Here is a 16,351-nt window from a genome sequence, read left to right as displayed (position 1 = left end):
TCGTCCATGCAAGAACGCCTCGTCGATCGTCACCCGGAGGTCCCGGCCGATCAGCTCGTCGCCCAGATGGTGCCGCCGCCCATGTTCGACGAGGTGAGCTTCGCCTCCTACATCCCCGATCCGAAGGAACCGAGCCAGGCGGCCGCGGTGAGCAAGGCCGAGGAGTTCGCCGGGCAGGTCGCCAAGATCAGCAAGGCCGCGCGCAAGAAGAGCCTGTTCGGCAAGAAGAAGCAGGTCAGCGGCGCGGGCCTGTACCTGGACGGCGGGTTCGGCGTGGGCAAGACCCACCTGCTGGCCTCGATCTTCCACAGCTCGCCCGCGCCCAAGTCGTTCGGCACGTTCGGCGAGCTGACCAACCTGGTCGGCGCGCTCGGCTTCGCCAACGCCCTGGAACGGCTGTCGGGCAACAGCGTGCTGTGCATCGACGAGTTCGAACTCGACGATCCCGGCGACACCATGCTGGTCTCGCGCCTGCTGACCGAGCTGTCGGCGGCCGGTGTCTCGATCGCGGCCACGTCGAACACGTTGCCGGGGCAGCTCGGGGAAGGACGTTTCGCGGCACAGGATTTCATGCGCGAGATCAAGAAGCTGGGCGCCATCTTCGAGGCGGTGCGCGTGGACGGTCCCGACTACCGCCACCGCGACCTGCCGCCTGCGCCGGAGCCGACCGCCCCCGAGGTGCTGGCCGAACGGGCGGCGAGCACGCCGGGTTCCACGCTCGACGAGTTCGACGCGCTGCTGAAGCACCTCAGCACCCTGCATCCGTCGAAGTACGGCGCGCTCATCTCCGGGGTGTCGTCGGTGTTCGTCTCCGGCGTTCATCCGGTCACCGATCAGGCCGTGGCGCTGCGCATCGTGGTGCTGGCCGACCGGCTCTACGACGCGAGCGTGCCGGTGACGGTATCCGGCGCGAAGCTCGACGAGATCTTCTCCGCCGAGATGCTCGAGGGCGGCTACCGCAAGAAGTACCTGCGCGCCATCTCCCGTTTGCTCGCGCTGTCGCGATTCGAGGTCGCGGCCTGACCAAGGCCGATCCGGTCTACGAGTAAGCAAGCCGTGCAGTCCCGATGACAGGAGCAGCCGAATGGCCACTCGTTTCCGCGCCCCGGTCGCGATGGCGGCCGGCCTGGCGGTCGCCTTCGGGCCGGTATCCGCCATCGCGCAGGCCGACCCGCCCGCGGCCGTCGTCGCCGATCCCTCCCTGCACTTGCAAGGGGTGCAGAACGCCAGGGACATCGGCGGGTATCGCACGACCGACGGCAGGACCGTGCGCACCGGTCTCGTGTATCGGACCGGGCAGCTGAACAACGCGACGCCGGAGGATCTGGCCGCGCTGACCGACCGCCGGGTGCGGTCCGTGCACGACCTGCGCACGGTCTACGAACGCGCGCTCGGGCCGGATCGGGTCCCCGCGGGCGCGACGGCGCACTGGGCCGACGTGATCGGCCAGGCTTCGCCGGAGGTCGTCGCCACCACCCTCACCGGAGGCGACGGGCTCTACCGGGCGTTCATCACCGCACCGGGCGCCGACGAGGCGTTCGCTTCCGTGCTGCGCGACATCATCGGCGCCGACGGCGCGGTGCTGTTCCACTGCACCGCGGGCAAGGACCGCACCGGCTGGACGGCCGCGGTGCTGCTCACGCTGCTCGGCGTCGATCGAGCCACGGTCACCGAGGACTATCTGCTGTCCAACCGTTTTCGCCACGCGAGCGAGCACGACCCGCTCAACGGCGTCCAGGGAGCCTGGCTCGACGCCGCCTTCGACCAGGTCGACCGGAGCTACGGAAGTTTCGACGCCTATGTCCGGGACGGCCTGGGGCTCACCGACGGCGATATCGCCGCCTTGCGGGCACGCCTGCTGGGCTGAGCGCGGCGTCCGCACCGAATGTCCGCTTCGGCGGTCCGGGGCCGCGCCGTGCATTACGATCCCGGCATGGCGAAGTTTGAGACATGGGACGGCCTGGAACTCAATTACCGGGTGTGGGAGGGCGAGGGCGTCCCGGTCGTCCTGCAGCACGGGGTGGTCGCGGACACCAACGCGAACTGGATGAGCACCGGGGTGGTCGCCGCCTTGCAGGCCGCCGGGCACACCGTGGTGTCGCTGGACGCGCGCGGCCACGGTCGTTCCGGCAAGCCGCACGACCCGGCGAAGTACTCGTGGCAGGCCATGGCGCGCGATGTGCGCGCGCTCTACGACGAGCTGGGTTTCGAGGAAGTCGTGCAGGTGGGGTACTCGATGGGCGGGGTGATCTCGCTGCTGGTGGCCGCCGCCGACCAGCGGGTGCGTCGGCTGGCCGTCGGCGGCATCGGATCGGGGGTGCTGGACTGCGGCGGCGTCGATCGCCGCGTGATCGACCTACCCGATCTGCAGGCCGCGATGACCGGAGACGGCGCGGGAGCGTCGCCGACCGCGAAGATGTTCCGGGTGCTCGCCGACGCGGTCCATGCCGACGTGGCTGCCATCCACGCCGTGGCGACCGGCCTGGACGATCGTCCCATCGAGACGCTGGCGGACATCACCGTGCCCGCGCTGGTGCTGGCCGGCGAGGACGACCCCTTCGCCGCCGAACCGGAGCGACTCGCCGCCGCCCTGCCGAACGGCGCGCTCGCCGTCGTGCCGGGCGATCACCTGATGGCGGTGGTGAATCCGGCGTTCCACACCGCGCTCGTCGACTTCCTGCGCTAGAAGACCAGGCGCAGCACGTAGTCGTGATGCACCTGGTTGCCGACGGTGAACGTCCGGGTGCCGACCTCGGTGAAGCCGTGTTTGGCGTAGAAGCGCCGAGCGCGGACGTTCTCCTGGTTGACCCCCAGCCAGACGCCCTGACAGCCCGCGGCGCGCGCCCGGTCCAGCGCGGCGTTCATCAGTGCGGTGGACACTCCGCTGCCGTGCCGGCCGGGCAAAACGTACATCTTGCTGATCTCCGCCATCGGGCTCGGCTCGGCCGGCTCTACCGGCGCAGGGACGCCCGTGACCAGCATCGCGTAGCCGACGATGTCGCCGTCCACGACCGCCTTGAGCACGATCCGGTCCGGATCGCTCAGGTATTCGCCGAACCGCTCGCTCGACAGCATCTCGCCGATGAAGATTTCGATGTCGTCGGGCGTCGCCCCGGGCGGGCACGCGAGCGGAAAGGTTGCCGCCGCGACGTCACTGAGCGCTTCCGCGTCCCAGAGCCCGGCCCGCTCGACGATGACTGGGAGGTCGCTCATGGCTCCATCAGAGCATACGAGCGACGGAGAATGTCATGCTCCGCATGCCGAGGACTTCGCGCGGACGCCGACGGCGGAACTCGCGCAGGCGTCACCAGCGGATCGATCCGAAAGGCCGACACGGTCTTCAATCGGATGTAAATATGCTTCTCATGCTTCGGAACATGGTTATCTACTTCGTCGCACGGGCGGGGCGCGCTCCCGGTGCGTCTCGGCGGAGGATCGGCGTGCGCGCCATCGCGGCTGCTGTCGCGACAGCCTCCACGCTCGCGTCTAGCGCGGGCACGGCAGGGGCGGACGAACAGGCGGCATCGTCCGACCCCGTCGCCTCCGCCGGCTGCGCGGCGCCCGCCGCCGGACCGGGGCGATCGACCCTGCGATTCGCCGCCGGAGACAGAGCGGGCACGTACATCCAAGACCTCCCCGTCACCGAGACGGGGAGGCCGATACCCGTGGTGTTCGATCTGCACGGTTACCTCGAGCCGGCGGAACTCGAGCGGGCCGGCAGCGGGATCAGTTCGCTCGGCGCCGCCGAGCGCTTCGTGACGATCACCCCGCAGCTCGAGCAACCGGGCTTGCCCCGGTGGGATTTCGGCGAGGGCAGCGCCGACATCGCCTATCTGTCCGACCTGATCTCGCACGTCGAGTCTTCGCTGTGCGTCGACCGGCGCCGGATCTACGTCACCGGCCTGTCGATGGGCGCCTTCACCACGTCCTCGCTGGCATGTCAGCTGTCGGACCGGATCGCGGCGATAGCCCCGGTGGCCGGCCTGCAGGATTTCCCGTGGTGCCGCACCGAACGTCCCGTGCCCGTGATCGCCTTCCACGGCACCGCGGACCCGATCATCGCCTACACCGGCGGCGCGGGGCCGAACGCTCGGTTCCTGCCGTCCCCGGACGGCTCGGGTTCGGTGGTGCAGCCGGACGCAGGTACCGGCCGACCGGTGATCCAGGGGCCGGGCCCGGAGAGCATCCCGGCGCAGGCGGCGGCCTGGGCGCGCCGCAACGGTTGCGCTGGCGAGCCGGTGCAGCGGCAGATCGCTGCCGACGTGACGCTGTCGAGCTACCCGTGCCCGGCCACGGGCGCCGTCGAGTTCTACTCGATCATCGACGGTGGGCACACCTGGCCCGGCAATCCGTCCGTGGTATCGCCCGCGCCTCTGGTCGGCGCCACCACAACCTCCATCAGCGCCGACCGGATCATGTGGGAGTTCTTCCTGGCCCATCCGCTGGACGGACCTCTCCGCTGATCGCCGTGCCGGGACACCGACCGCAACGGGCGATGCCGGGCGTGACCTACCCGTCGGCGGGGCCGAACTCCGTCGGCTGCTTCTGTGGACGGAGTGAGGCGGGCGCGCTCGCGACCCGATGGGAGCGGAAGACGTGGGAGAGCGCGATCAGGGCTCCGGCGAAGAGCAGCGGGACCACGAAGCCCACACGGTGCCCGGCGCTCGCCGCGACCACGCCGACCACACCGCCGCCGAGCAGCGTCCCCGCGTAGTTGAACAGGTTGAGACGGGCGATGAGCGCGTCCAGTTCCCGTCCGGTCGCGAGTTGTCCGGCCGCGCTGAAACACAGCGGCGCGATCACGGGCAGGCCCGCGCCCGCGACCAGGAAGCCGGCGATCGCGACCGCCGGACTCGGCGCGACCACCACCAGCGCCAGGCCGAGGACGCCCGTGCCCGCCGCCGCCCGCACCACACCACGCGGACCGAAACGGCGCACCAGCGAATCACCGGCCATCCGAGCGGCCAGCGACGCCCCCTGGTAGGCGGCGTAGGCGAGCGCCGCGGTCGCCGAACCGGCGAGCAGGTCGTCGGTGAGGTACAGGGCCGACCAGTTGCCCACCGCGAGGTCGACGGCGAAGACGAACGCCATCGCGATCCCGATCCCGAGATACGCGCGCAGCGCGACGATGGAGCCGGGCGCGGTGGTCTCGGCGGGACCGGTCTCCGCGTCCCGCACGCCGAGCAGCCCACGTCCGAGCGCCCAGCCGAGCAGCAACACGATCGCCGCGGCCGCGAGCAGCGATTCGCGCAGCGTCACCTCCAGCGCCTCACACCCGGAGACGAACAGTGCCCCGGCTATCGTTCCGGCGCTCCACACGGCATAGAACGACGACAGGATGAACGTCCCGTACCCGTGCTGGATGAAGACCGCCTGCATGTTGGTGCTCGCGTCCACGATGCCGACCGCGATCCCATAGCAGCCGAGCGCGGCCACCAGCAGCGGCGTGTCCGGCGCGAACGCCGCCGCCGAGCCGGTGACGGCCACGAGCAGCAGCCCGATCCGCACCGCCGCGCGGCTGGACCAGCGCAGCGCCAGCCGTTCCGCCAGGACGCTGCCGCCACCGGCCAGCAACGAGATCAGCACCACCGAGACCGCGATCATCCCGTCCGAGAGCCCGAAACGCTGCTTCTGCTGAGGCAATTCGGTCAGCACGACGGCGAGGAAGAAACCCTGTGCGCCGAACGCGAACGAGTTGGCGATCCGGGCACGCCGCAGGACCGGCGCGATCGAACTCATCGGTGCAGGGTAGCCCGAAGCGGACGACGATGCGTGCCGGGCCGCGACGGCGGGGCGAACGCCTATCGCGCGAACGGGTTCGGTCGCGCGGCTGGCCGCCATCCGTGATCGGTGTCACCATCGAAGGGCCGCAACGACACTCGCGAACCAAGGGGGAATCGAACGGATGAGAGAGCTGCCCGCGGATTTCTTTCGCACGCCGTATGCCTTCTACCAGCAGTTGCGGGCCGAGGGGCCGGTGCATCGGATCCGGTTGCGCACCGGTGTTCGCGCCTGGCTGGTCGTCGACTACGACGCCGCCAAGGAGGTGCTTCGCCATCCCGATGTCCGCAAGGATCCGCACGCTCCCCTGGGCGTCGATGCCCGGCGCTCAGCGGCGGGCGACAGCGGCCTCACCGCGGTCAACCAGCGCCTGAGCCACCATCTGCTGAACTCGGACCCGCCGCGGCACGCGCGGCTGCGCAAACTCGTCACCCCGGCGTTCGCGCCCGCCCGGATGGAGGCCATCGCCCCCCGGATCGTGGCGATCGCGGACGATCTGCTCGACGCGATCGACCGTGCGGCGGGTGCGGGTCCGGTCGACCTGCTCGCGGAGTACGCGTTCCCGCTGCCGATCACGGTGATCTGCGAACTGCTCGGCGTGCCGGTCGAGGACCGCGCCCGCTTCCGGGAGTGGTCGGCGGCCGTGGTCGACTCCCCCCTGTCCACCCCGGAGGGCATGCGCGCCGCGACCGACGCCATCGTCGCCTACTTCGACGAACTGATCGCGCGGCGGCGCGCGGAGACACCGGGCGAGGATCTGATCTCCCAGCTGCTGCCCGCCACCGAGGACGGAGACCGGCTCAGCCATGACGAGCTGATCTCCATGGCCTTCCTGATCCTGGTCGCGGGCCACGAGACCACGGTGAACCTGATCGGCAACGCCGTGCTGGCACTGCTGGCCGATCCGGACCGCTACCAGGCCCTGCGCGAGGACCCGGCCGGCGTCACACCGCTGGTGGAGGAGACGCTGCGCCACAACGGCCCGGTCAACGTGGCGACGCTGCGCTACACCACCGCGCCGGTCCACCTGGGCGGCGACGTCATTCCGGCAGGGGAGCTGGTGCTGGTCTCGGTGGCGTCGGCCAACCGTGACGAACGGCACTTCGCCGCGCCCGCGGCGTTCGACCCGGACCGCGGCGCGAACGGCCATCTGGCCTTCGGCCACGGCATCCACTACTGCCTGGGGGCGGCCCTGGCCAGGCTGGAGGCCAGGATCGCGCTGACCCGGCTGGTCGGGCGCTATCCGCTGCTGCGCCCCGCGTTCGACGACGCGGACCTGCGCTGGCGAGAGAGCATCCTGATCCGCGGGCTGCTCGAGCTCCCCGTCGTTGCGGTGGGTACGCCCGCGGTGCGCTGAAGAGCGGATTCGGTCGACCGACTTTGCTGTGCGCCGCTGGCGACGTAATCTCCTGCGCATGACAAGCGGAAGCCGCGTCGGGATCGTCGGTGCGGGTATCGCAGGTCTCGCCTGCGCGAAAGTGCTGAAACAGGCGGGTTTTCCGGTCGAGGTATTCGACCGTGCACCCGATGTCGGTGGTGTGTGGAGCGCGACCCGGCGATACCCGGGACTGCAGACGCAGAACTCCAAGGACACGTATCACTTCTCCGACTTCCCGATGCCCGCCGACTACCCGCGGGTCCTCGACGGACAGCACATGCAGGCCTATCTGGCCGCCTACGCCGAACACTTCGGGCTGACCGAGCACCTGCGGTTGCGCACCGAGGTGGTCGCCGCCGACCCGGTGGACAGCGGCTGGTTGCTGGAAATTCGCGATGAGAGCGGAATCCATCGGGCCTCCTACGACCACCTGGTGATCGCCAACGGTGTCTTCAGCGACCCGGCGATGCCGGAGTACCACGGCGCCGACTGGTTCCGCGCCGCGGGCGGGCAGTTGTGCCATTCCTCGGAGTTCACCGATCTGGAGTCGGTGCGCGGCAAGTCGGTCGTCGTGGTCGGCTACGGCAAGTCCGCCTGTGACATCGCCACCGCGGTGAGCGAGGTCGCGGCGTCCACCTCCGTGGTGGCCCGGAGGCTGTTGTGGAAGATGCCGCGCAAGCTGGCGCGGGTGATCGACTACGAGCGGCTGATGCTGACCCGCTTCGGCGAGGCCCACTTCCACCATCCGCGGGCGCGCTGGATGGACCGGTTCCTGGACGGCCCCGGCGAGTCGGTGCGGATCAGCAACTTCGATCTGATCCAGGAACTTGTCACCAAGCACTCGAACCTGCGCGACCTCGGCCTGGTGCCCGGCGGGCGGTTCGAGCAGATCGCCGAGAGCACCGTCAGCCTGGTCAGCGAAGGCTTCTACGAGCAGGTCGCCAACGGGCGCATCACGGTGCACCGGGACACCACGATCTCCGAGCTGGGCGGCGGCCAGAAGTCGGCGCCCGGGGTCCGGCTGTCCACCGGACAGGTGCTGCAGGCCGACGTCGTGATCTGCGCGACCGGTTTCCAGCAGCGGGTGCCCTTCCTCACGCCGTACATCCAGCGCAGGCTGACCGACGAGCGCGGCAACTTCCGCCTGCACCGCAACATCCTGCCGTTGGAGGTCCCCAATCTGACCTTCGCCGGCTACAACTCCTCGGCGATCAGCACACTGAACGCCGAGGTCGCCGCACATTGGACCGTTGCACTGCTCACCGGCGGGCTCGTTCTGCCGCCCACCGACGAAATGCGGGAGGAGATCGACGCCCGCCTGCGCTGGATGGAGGAACGCACGCACGGCCACCATGCGCACGGCACGTCGGTCGTCCCGTTCTCCATCCAGAACATCGATGAGATGCTCGCCGACCTGAAGTGGCGGCTGCCGCTGCACACGCGCGCGGCCCAGGTGTTCCGCCGGATCAGACCGGAGTCCTACCGGGGATTGGCCGGTCGTCGCAAATCAGGGCAAAGGCCGGTGGCAACCCCGCCGGAGCCGATCGAAGCGGAGCTGCTTCCGTACGAGGGTGACAGCGGCCGGGTCAGCCACTGAGGACTTCCGGGCCGTTCCGATGGCGGCCCGGCCGCTTCCGGATGGGCTGGTTCGGAACGGGCTGCTGGAGTCTCGCGCGCCGAGGACCCGCCGGGTGGCGATCTCTCCGATACCGGCGTCAGATCCGCGTCATGGAGCGGCAACCCACGGCGGGCCACCGCGAGATCGGCTTGCGCGGCCCGGCCGGGCGCGGCTCGGCGACTGTCTGCGCACACTTGCATCGACTGCCGAATCGGCGGATGACGTTCGGCAAATCGTGCCGGGCCGTCCGTCGGCCGTCCTGTCCCCGGCGATGCCTGATGTCTCGACAACGACCGTCCGGCGGCTCCGCAGCCGACGTGTCCAAGGCCGTTTCCCCTGCTCACCAGCGGGTCGGGTGCTCGCGACGGTGACCCACCCGCGGCGGGGGACCTCCTCGATCAGGGGCCGTTCCGTCGACGATCACCCGGCGGCGCACATTCGGCGCGGACTCGCCCCGGTTATCGCGTGCGCAATGCGGGGAGCCGCGGTTTGCGTTGGCGATAATCCAAGGGTGGAAGCGCTGGACATGAATCTCCTCGTGGCCCTCGACGCACTGCTGGACACCAACAGCGTCACCCTGGCCGCGGAGCGCCTACACACCTCGCCGCCCGCGATGAGCCGGACGCTCGCGAAACTCCGCGACGTGCTCGGCGACCCACTGCTCGTCCGCGCCGGTCGCAATCTGGTGCCGACGCCCCGCGCGCTGGAATTGCGTTACGAGGTCAGCACGCTGGTCGAGCAGGGACGCGCGCTGCTGACGCCGCGCGCGGATCTCGACCCGGCGGCGCTGCGCCGGACGTTCGCGGTGCAGGCGGACGACATGGTGCTCACCGAGCTGGCCGGGCCCCTGCTGTCCGCGGTGCGCGCCCGAGCGCCGGGCGTGACGCTGCGCTTCCTGCCCGACAACGTCGAGGGCACCGGCGCACTGCGGGATGGACGCGTCGACCTCGAGGTCGGCCCGATCGATCACACCGATCCGGAGACCACCGTGCGCCGAGTGCTCACCGATCGCGTGATCGGAGTCGCCGCCGCCGACCATCCGCTGGTCACCGATCGCGTCACCGTCGCCGCGTACGCCGCCGCGCCGCACCTGAGCATCTCGCGCGCCGGACGTTCGCACGGACCGATCGACGACCGCCTCGCCCTGCACGGCCGCACCCGGCGGGTGGTGGCCACCGTGCCGACGCTGACCAGCGCGCTGTTCGCGGTGCGCGGCAGCGATCTGGTGTGCCCCGCGCCCGCCCTGCTGAGCGCCGCCACGCTACCCGCGATCGGCTTGCGCGCGTTCGAGATACCCCTGCCGTTGCCCGAGGTCGCCATCGGGATGGCGTGGCATCCACGCAACACCGCCGACGGGGGCCATCGCTGGCTGCGCGATCTCGTCCAGCAGACCCTGCTGCGTGCGTTCGCGGCGGCGGGTCCGCCGAAGCGGCGACCGGCCAAGGTGCTTCAGGACAGCGGGGGCGGGCTGGACAGCCGGTAGTCGGCGGGCCTGCGCTGCGCCTCGGTGCGCTCGGACTGATATCCGTTCGTGGTCGATTCACCCGGTGTGGGCCCGAAGACGTCGGAGCGGCTCAGCGGAGCCGCCGCCGTGCGCTTGAGTTCGTCCAGCATGGCTTGCAGCTTGTCCACGTGCGTGTTCTCGACCGGGGTGCGGTCGTCGTCCCCGGCGCGATGCGCTCCGGCCGGTCCGGCGCCCGCGTCGGGAGCCGTCCCGTTCTCCGAGCCGGTGTGGGCGGATGCGGAGGCGACGATGCTCTCGTATGCGGCGTTCTCACCGGAGGCGTACGGGGTGGCGGGTTCGCGCGGGGCGGTGAACCCCTCCTGCCGTTCCGTGCCCGGGTCGCGCGGGGTCGGCGCGGTGAACGACGATGTGGGCTCCCGCTGGACCGGAGCGGTGAAAGCCGGCTCACGCGCGGGCGGGGCGGTGAAGCTCGATGCCGGGTCGCGGGGCGCGGTCAGGCTCTGCGCGGCCGTGGCGCTCGGATCGAGCGTTGGCTCGCGCGGCGGGGTGAAGCTCGTCTGCGCGGCCGAACCCGGTTCAGCGGCCGCGTGCACCGGCTCGCGCGGTGTGCCCTGGAGGCGCGCGCCGTTCCTGCCACCGGCCGGTTCACCGGAATCGCTCTTCTGCGCCGCCGATTCGCCCTCGGGCTCCGCCCGGCGCGCGTTCGATCGGCCCGCGGCTGCCCGGGGTAGCGGGCGTTGGGCGGCCGTTCGCCGATCCTCCCGCGCCGGGTCGTCCTCGGATTCCAGGCGCTCCACCCTGGCATCGAGGCCCGAGATGTCTTGTCCGGCACGGAAAGCCCACGCCTCGAGCTTGGCCAACCGCCCCTCGACGCTCGGTTCGCTCGCCACGGGCTGCGCACCATCGATCCGGGCCGCCACCGCGTCGAGCTTCTCACTGACCTCTCGGAGAGCCGACGCGATACTCGCCAACATCGCGCCGATCGACTCGCCGGTCTGCTGACCGTGCTCCATCCAGTACCCACTTCCCCGTATCGGCCCAGCTCGCACTCGGCCGGACGATTCTATCCGCCAGTTGGACATCCGCGGCTCGCGAAGATTCGGTGGTGCGCCGACCCATGACCTGATCGAAGCAGCCTAGGCCCCCGGAATCGGCCCCCTGCGGGCGGATTACGCGGCGACCCGGTTTGTCCGGAACCGGGCCGGCGCATCTGATCGGTCATTATCCGCCGGAATCGCCTCCCCCGCGAGTCCACGCTCCGGCGCCGCGAAGCGCGCGCCGGTTGCCGCGCGGCCGGGACCCCGGGCGCGTCGCGGGATGGCGGCAACTGTCAATCCATCGTTCCCGCAGTGCCGGTCATCAATCCGTGGCATGATGAAAGTCCTTGTGCCGCAGAGAACAACGCCGATTCCGCGGACCGGCCACCTGGGTGGCACACCCGAGCGCGGGGTGAACGGGGCTGGCGAGGTAGCCGAGTCTGACGCACTCTTGATCTATGGCGTAGGTCGCCGGGCCTGCGGTGGTTTGTGCAGGGGAGTGGTCGCGTGAGAACGAAGCAGCGGGCGGAGATCGCCTGCGGGCGCCGAGCGATGCTCGCCGAGTTGGGTATCGGAGAGGCTCCGGGCCGGGTCCGTGGATCGAAGCGCGGTTACGCCTGTGGGTGTCCGGAATGTTCCGCCGCCCAGTGGGATATGCGGCGGCTCAAATACTGGTTGTGCGGCAGGCTGCTCGCCTACGGAGCCGACGAAGCCGAAGTGGATGGGCGTATCGGGACTTTGCCGGTGGATGTGGTCTGGCGCAAAGGCGACCGTGTCTACGCGATCGAGGTGCGCAGCGGACCGCTGGAGCGTGGACTCGCCCAGGAGCACACCGAGCGGTTACGCGCCGAGGGCTGTACGGATGTGTTGTGGCTGTGCCCGCCCGGCTACTGGGTGCCGTACCTGCATGCTCTGGGCATCGCGGACTTCGCGCCCGCCGCCTGTGACTACCGCGCGGTCACCGGCGTGCTGGACACCGAGCACGCGATGGCGGCGCCGCGGCGCGAGCCGGTCGAATTGCGCGAGTTCATCGCGGGCTGGGTACGCGGTGAGTACGTCTGGGGCTATCGGGATGAGAAGACGGGAGGCTGGGCCACGGTGACCGACTGGGAGTACCACACGAAGACGCAGGCCACGGTCATCGCCCGGCAACGCCAGGAGCTGGTCAACCAGCGCACGTCGCTGGCGGTGACCCGGAAGGCGCTGCGGGACAAGCAGAAACACCTGCTGAAGCTCACCACGCGGTTGGAGCGCGCGGAGCAGGCCGCGCAGGAACGGGCCGACGCCCTGGCCTCCGCTCAGCGCACCATCGCCGATCACGACCGGCTCGACAAGGCCCTGCGCAACACCATCGCGAAGCTGGAGGTGACCATCGGCCGCTGGCAGCTGATCACCATCTGCGCGATGCTGCTGATCGTCACGTTCCTGGCGGCGGCGATGGTGGTGCGCTGAGCCGGAACGGCGCTCGGTCCCACCGCCATCGGTGACGCAGCACCAGCGCGAGGAAGTCCAGCAGTTCCAGGCCGGTCTTCGCGCGTACCTCGCCGAGCGCGGCCCACTGCACGGGGCCGCGCTCGACGAGGTCGCGCAGCATCCGTTCGGCGGCGGTGTCGACAGGGCGTGCGAGGAGATCGGGGATGCCGATGCGGCTGCCCGTCCAGACCAGCCAGCCCCAGCCGTTGGCGTGCGCGTGCGCCCGAGCGGCGGCGGACTTCACGACGTTGACGTGAAAGCCGACATGGCCCAGTGGCGCGACGTCGATCAGCACCGTGCGGCCGTCGGTGAGCCGCGCGACGATGCTCGGGTAGTGCACCCGCTGCGCGCCGTCGAGCTCGTAGACGACCGCCGCGGGTTGTTCCAGGAAGGTCTCGACCAGGTCGCTGGCGTTGAGAATCCACAGCAGCCTGGCTTCCAAACCGGAGTCGAACGGTACGTCGCGACCGACTTTGTCCAGGTAGAAGCGTCCGCGTCCGTCGTCGTCGCTGTCCACGGTGCGCGCTGAGGCGGCCGGGATCGACGCCGCCGCGCCGGCGCGTGGCCAGTCGACCTGGCCCAGCCAGGGATTCAGCTGACTCGTCGCGCGCGGCTCGGCGTCGTGCAGTTTCGCCAGGCGCCGGTTGGTCTTCTTCTGCCACGCCGCGATGCGCTGGGTGACGAAACCGGCGATCCGCTTGGCGTCCTCGGCCGCGTGCCCGGCCAGCCGCAGCTTGAGGTAGGACAGCTCGGTCGCGGCGATATCGGTGTCGGTCGCGTACGTCTCCACCAGCAGCGCCCGCGTCAGCTGCCGGTCCATGGCGTCGAGCGGATAGCGCGCGGACAGCACGGCGGCGGCGCGATGCCCGGACAGCTGCGCCATCCGGATCATCTGCCCGACCGCTTTGGTGTGCAGTTGGCGCACCCGGTCGCGGGAGAGGTCGTAGCGAGCGCCGATGCGGGCCAGCGTCTCGGGCTTCTCGCCGCCGACCCCCAGCCGAGCCGTCAGCAGGTCGCCGTCCTTGGCCTTCCGGTCGGCGCGCAGCGCAATCAACTCGCCGAGCACCTCGTTGACCTCTTCGAGTTCGAACGAGATGTCGTCGCGCAGGTCGAGCGACTCGGGATCGTCGTCATCCGGCGCCGCACCCCGCGCGACCTCCGCACTGATCGTCACGCGACAACCCCCTGACTCGGCTCCGGCACTGTGCGCCACAGCGTATCCGCACCTACCGACACCCGCCGCAGTCCTTGCCACGGCAACGATGGTCAGCTCGGGCAAATCGCCGATGCGGCGCGGCAGGCACGCCGATCGGTCAGCTGCAGGAAGGTGGGGAAGGGGACGCCCGCTCCCCGTCCCGGAATACAACAAAGGCCCGGTGAGAACCGGGCCCGAGTTGTGAGACGGTGGTGCGCGATACTGGGATTGAACCAGTGACCTCTTCCGTGTCAGGGAAGCGCTCTCCCGCTGAGCTAATCGCGCGAGGTGGAGACGGGAATCGAACCCGTGTGCACGGCTTTGCAGGCCGTTGCCTCACCACTCGGCCACTCCACCGCGCAAAGGGGGACGGCGTAAAGTTGCCTGGCCCTACCTCTCGAGCGGATGACGGGATTCGAACCCGCGACCCTCACCTTGGCAAGGTGATGCGCTACCAGCTGCGCTACATCCGCATTCTGCCTCCCCGGGGCTCGTTTCCGGCCTCCGTGGTGCGAGACAGAACATTAGCCGACGCTCGGTGAAAGGTACAAATCCGCTGGTAGAACGGCAGAAATCCGGAAGGTGGCCGACTGTGACACCCGTGGCCTCTGTGGTGGGTGGGGGAGCAGAGACGTCGGTCGTCCCCGCGATCCCCGAAGCGCGTCCAGTCGGCGACCGGGAACGACCGGACATACCGCCACAGCGCGACCGTGCGGAATGGCTGCCCCGGCCGGTGGTTCCGCGCTGAACGACCCCTGTCCGGAGGGCGATTTGGTGAACCGCCGGTGCCGCGTGCTAATGTTTCGTCTCGTCCGGAGGGCGCCTCGCGAGCCTTCGGAAGCCCGTCAGGTCTCATAGCTCAGCGGGAGAGCGTCCGCCTCACACGCGGAAGGTCGCTGGTTCGATCCCAGCTGGGACCACTTCATCCCCTCGACGAATTACCTGGTCGGGGGGATTTTTTGTCTTTCCGGTCGTTCCGGCTCGAGTCGGGCCGTCTTCGGCCGCGTGTGCCACGGAATCCTGTCGCGGAGTTGTGGGGTGGGGGATCCCTACCCCTGGGGTGTCTGGTTGCCGAGTGTTAGCTCTTCGACGATTGGAGGACCCATTCTCCATCGCTCGAGTGAGGAAAAACGGCTATGTCCATCGTTCTCGACCAGGCACCTCGCATTCACGGGGCTGCGCACGCGCGCGAGTACGCGATTCCGCCGGCCGTACCCGTCATCGAAGCAATTGCCACCGGTACGCCCGGTCTGGTTCTCGACCAGGCCGTCGCGGCGGAGTGGATGGCCGGGCAATTCACCGATCCGGCGCGGCAGGCCCAGGTCAGGCGGATCTTTCGCAAGACCATGATCGGCAGCAGGCGCTTCGCGGTCGACCCGCTGGACCCTCGGATCCATGCCCCGAACGGCGAACCGGCGACGATCCAGGATCGCATGCGCTTGTTCTACCGCCACGCCGTTCCACTGGCCGTCGACGTGGCGCGGCGCGCGCTCGACGGAACCGATCCGGCCGACCTCGGGCTCCTGGTGTTCGCGACGAGCACCGGCGTCATCGCGCCCGGCGTCGATGTCGCGGTCGTGGACAATCTCGGACTGCCTCGGTCGGTCGCGCGCCTGGTCGTCAACTTCATGGGCTGCGCTGCGGCGATGAACGGAATCCGCGCCGCCTCCGATTTCGTCCGGGCCAACCCCGGCAAGAAGGCGATGGTCCTGTGCATCGAGCTCAACTCGGTGCATGCCGTCCCCGTCCGGGACATCGGCGACGCGGTGACCCACAGTTTGTTCGGAGACGGTTGCGGCGCGGTCGTCATCGGAGCGAAACGCGGCACGGAACGGGCCGAACCCGGGATGATCGTCCTGCGGGACACCTTCACCCACCTGTTCGAGGCCACCGAAGACGGCATCGCGGTCGGCGTCAATCACGACGGCATCACGTGCGAGCTGTCCGAGAACGTCCCTCGATACATCTACAACGGCGTCGCTCCTGTGGTCGCTGACGTGCTGCGCCGCAACCGATTACGGCAGCAGGACATCGATGTGTGGGCGATCCATCCGGGTGGCCCGAAGATCTTGCTCGAATCCGCGCGATCGCTGGGCCTTCCGCCGGAAGCCGCCTCGGCGAGCTGGAAGGTTCTCGGCCGGTACGGAAACATGTCGAGCGTCTCGCTGATCTTCGTGCTGGAACGCATCGCCGGTGAGACCGCCGTGAACAAGCCGATCTCGACGGGTGTGGCGTTCTCGTTCGCGCCGGGCGTCACTATCGAGGGGTTGCTCTTCGACGTCGTGCGGCGATGATCGGGCTGCCTTCCGGCCGGTTGGCGGCATACCGTGTTGCGCTGTGACCTGAGTCACATTATGGTAGCGGTTGCGGTCAGCCGGATCGGAAACCTTTTCACACGCTTTGT

At 69.7% G+C, this 16,351-nt stretch carries 13 protein-coding genes and 4 tRNA genes; 10 read left to right on the top strand and 7 right to left on the bottom strand.

The window, feature by feature from the left end:
* The first annotated feature begins 6 nt into the window (after positions 1–6).
* The 3 genes from zapE (at position 7) to ACWDMM_RS09045 (ending at position 2,686) form a co-directional block, all read left to right on the top strand.
* Positions 7–1,023 (top strand): cell division protein ZapE, encoded by a 1,017-nt coding sequence (gene zapE, locus ACWDMM_RS09055; protein ID WP_195082245.1) that lies wholly within the window; start codon positions 7–9, stop codon positions 1,021–1,023.
* Between the two features lie 61 nt (positions 1,024–1,084).
* Entirely contained in the window at positions 1,085–1,867 is a 783-nt protein-coding gene (locus ACWDMM_RS09050; protein ID WP_357107955.1) for a tyrosine-protein phosphatase, read from the top strand.
* A 66-nt stretch (positions 1,868–1,933) separates the two neighbouring features.
* A complete protein-coding gene (locus ACWDMM_RS09045; protein WP_195082247.1) occupies positions 1,934–2,686 on the top strand; it encodes an alpha/beta fold hydrolase in 753 nt (250 codons plus the stop codon).
* Here ACWDMM_RS09045 and ACWDMM_RS09040 read toward each other — a convergent pair.
* Positions 2,683–3,213: a GNAT family N-acetyltransferase gene (locus ACWDMM_RS09040; protein WP_357107952.1), complete on the bottom strand. Its 531-nt coding sequence runs from the start codon at positions 3,211–3,213 to the stop codon at positions 2,683–2,685. The genes ACWDMM_RS09045 and ACWDMM_RS09040 overlap by 4 nt on opposite strands.
* Positions 3,214–3,665: 452 nt before the next feature.
* On the opposite strand from ACWDMM_RS09040, the gene ACWDMM_RS09035 reads away from it, so the two are divergent.
* Entirely contained in the window at positions 3,666–4,463 is a 798-nt protein-coding gene (locus ACWDMM_RS09035) for an alpha/beta hydrolase family esterase (RefSeq protein WP_449936803.1), read from the top strand.
* A gap of 46 nt (positions 4,464–4,509) precedes the next feature.
* On the opposite strand, the gene ACWDMM_RS09030 is transcribed toward ACWDMM_RS09035, so the two are convergent.
* Positions 4,510–5,739, bottom strand: coding sequence for an MFS transporter (locus ACWDMM_RS09030; protein ID WP_357107946.1), 1,230 nt, complete (start codon positions 5,737–5,739; stop codon positions 4,510–4,512).
* A 166-nt stretch (positions 5,740–5,905) separates the two neighbouring features.
* On the opposite strand from ACWDMM_RS09030, the gene ACWDMM_RS09025 reads away from it, so the two are divergent.
* From ACWDMM_RS09025 to ACWDMM_RS09015, 3 genes are all read left to right on the top strand, one after another.
* Positions 5,906–7,138, top strand: coding sequence for a cytochrome P450 family protein (locus ACWDMM_RS09025; RefSeq protein ID WP_195082252.1), 1,233 nt, complete (start codon positions 5,906–5,908; stop codon positions 7,136–7,138).
* Positions 7,139–7,196: 58 nt separating this feature from the next.
* Positions 7,197–8,756, top strand: a complete 1,560-nt coding sequence (locus tag ACWDMM_RS09020) for a flavin-containing monooxygenase (RefSeq protein WP_449936799.1) — start codon at positions 7,197–7,199, stop codon at positions 8,754–8,756.
* A 541-nt stretch (positions 8,757–9,297) separates the two neighbouring features.
* Positions 9,298–10,260 (top strand): LysR family transcriptional regulator, encoded by a 963-nt coding sequence (locus tag ACWDMM_RS09015; RefSeq protein ID WP_323124445.1) that lies wholly within the window; start codon positions 9,298–9,300, stop codon positions 10,258–10,260.
* On the opposite strand, the gene ACWDMM_RS09010 is transcribed toward ACWDMM_RS09015, so the two are convergent.
* Entirely contained in the window at positions 10,227–11,255 is a 1,029-nt protein-coding gene (locus ACWDMM_RS09010; protein WP_195082255.1) for a hypothetical protein, read from the bottom strand. The two genes, ACWDMM_RS09015 and ACWDMM_RS09010, sit on opposite strands and share 34 nt — an antisense overlap.
* A 531-nt stretch (positions 11,256–11,786) precedes the next feature.
* Here ACWDMM_RS09010 and ACWDMM_RS09005 point away from each other — a divergent pair.
* Positions 11,787–12,731 carry a hypothetical protein gene (locus ACWDMM_RS09005; protein ID WP_323124423.1) on the top strand — a complete coding sequence of 315 codons (945 nt, stop codon included), beginning with the start codon at positions 11,787–11,789 and terminating at the stop codon, positions 12,729–12,731.
* On the opposite strand, the gene ACWDMM_RS09000 is transcribed toward ACWDMM_RS09005, so the two are convergent.
* The 4 genes from ACWDMM_RS09000 to ACWDMM_RS08985 all read right to left on the bottom strand — a co-directional run bounded on the left by ACWDMM_RS09000 (position 12,697) and on the right by ACWDMM_RS08985 (position 14,420).
* On the bottom strand, positions 12,697–13,926 hold the full coding sequence (locus tag ACWDMM_RS09000; protein ID WP_449936794.1) for a sigma factor-like helix-turn-helix DNA-binding protein: 1,230 nt from the start codon (positions 13,924–13,926) through the stop codon (positions 12,697–12,699). The genes ACWDMM_RS09005 and ACWDMM_RS09000 overlap by 35 nt on opposite strands.
* 231 nt (positions 13,927–14,157) lie before the next feature.
* A tRNA-Val gene (locus tag ACWDMM_RS08995) sits at positions 14,158–14,232 on the bottom strand.
* 1 nt (position 14,233) lies between these two features.
* A tRNA-Cys gene (locus tag ACWDMM_RS08990) sits at positions 14,234–14,304 on the bottom strand.
* A gap of 43 nt (positions 14,305–14,347) precedes the next feature.
* Positions 14,348–14,420 (bottom strand) — tRNA-Gly (locus ACWDMM_RS08985).
* Positions 14,421–14,795: 375 nt separating this feature from the next.
* Between ACWDMM_RS08985 and ACWDMM_RS08980 the strand changes: the two genes are divergently transcribed.
* Positions 14,796–14,867, top strand: a tRNA-Val gene (locus tag ACWDMM_RS08980).
* A 216-nt stretch (positions 14,868–15,083) separates the two neighbouring features.
* On the top strand, positions 15,084–16,241 hold the full coding sequence (locus tag ACWDMM_RS08975) for a type III polyketide synthase (protein ID WP_357107926.1): 1,158 nt from the start codon (positions 15,084–15,086) through the stop codon (positions 16,239–16,241).
* Positions 16,242–16,351 lie beyond the last annotated feature (110 nt).

The sequence above is a fragment of the Nocardia sp. NPDC003726 genome, from assembly GCF_053586955.1.
Note: the sequence above shows the minus strand (reverse complement) of the source record. Positions and strands in the feature narration are given on the sequence as shown.

Excerpts from the sequence above, each read along its gene's own strand:
- ACWDMM_RS09050 (WP_357107955.1), top strand. The coding sequence starts at position 1,085 with ATGGCCACTCGTTTCCGCGCCCCGGTCGCGATGGCGGCCGGCCTGGCG.
- ACWDMM_RS09020 (WP_449936799.1), top strand. The coding sequence starts at position 7,197 with ATGACAAGCGGAAGCCGCGTCGGGATCGTCGGTGCGGGTATCGCAGGT.
- ACWDMM_RS09040 (WP_357107952.1), bottom strand. The coding sequence starts at position 3,213 with ATGAGCGACCTCCCAGTCATCGTCGAGCGGGCCGGGCTCTGGGACGCG.
- ACWDMM_RS09010 (WP_195082255.1), bottom strand. The coding sequence starts at position 11,255 with ATGGAGCACGGTCAGCAGACCGGCGAGTCGATCGGCGCGATGTTGGCG.
- ACWDMM_RS09030 (WP_357107946.1), bottom strand. The coding sequence starts at position 5,739 with ATGAGTTCGATCGCGCCGGTCCTGCGGCGTGCCCGGATCGCCAACTCG.
- ACWDMM_RS09025 (WP_195082252.1), top strand. The coding sequence starts at position 5,906 with ATGAGAGAGCTGCCCGCGGATTTCTTTCGCACGCCGTATGCCTTCTAC.
- ACWDMM_RS09045 (WP_195082247.1), top strand. The coding sequence starts at position 1,934 with ATGGCGAAGTTTGAGACATGGGACGGCCTGGAACTCAATTACCGGGTG.
- zapE (WP_195082245.1), top strand. The coding sequence starts at position 7 with ATGCAAGAACGCCTCGTCGATCGTCACCCGGAGGTCCCGGCCGATCAG.
- ACWDMM_RS08975 (WP_357107926.1), top strand. The coding sequence starts at position 15,084 with ATGTCCATCGTTCTCGACCAGGCACCTCGCATTCACGGGGCTGCGCAC.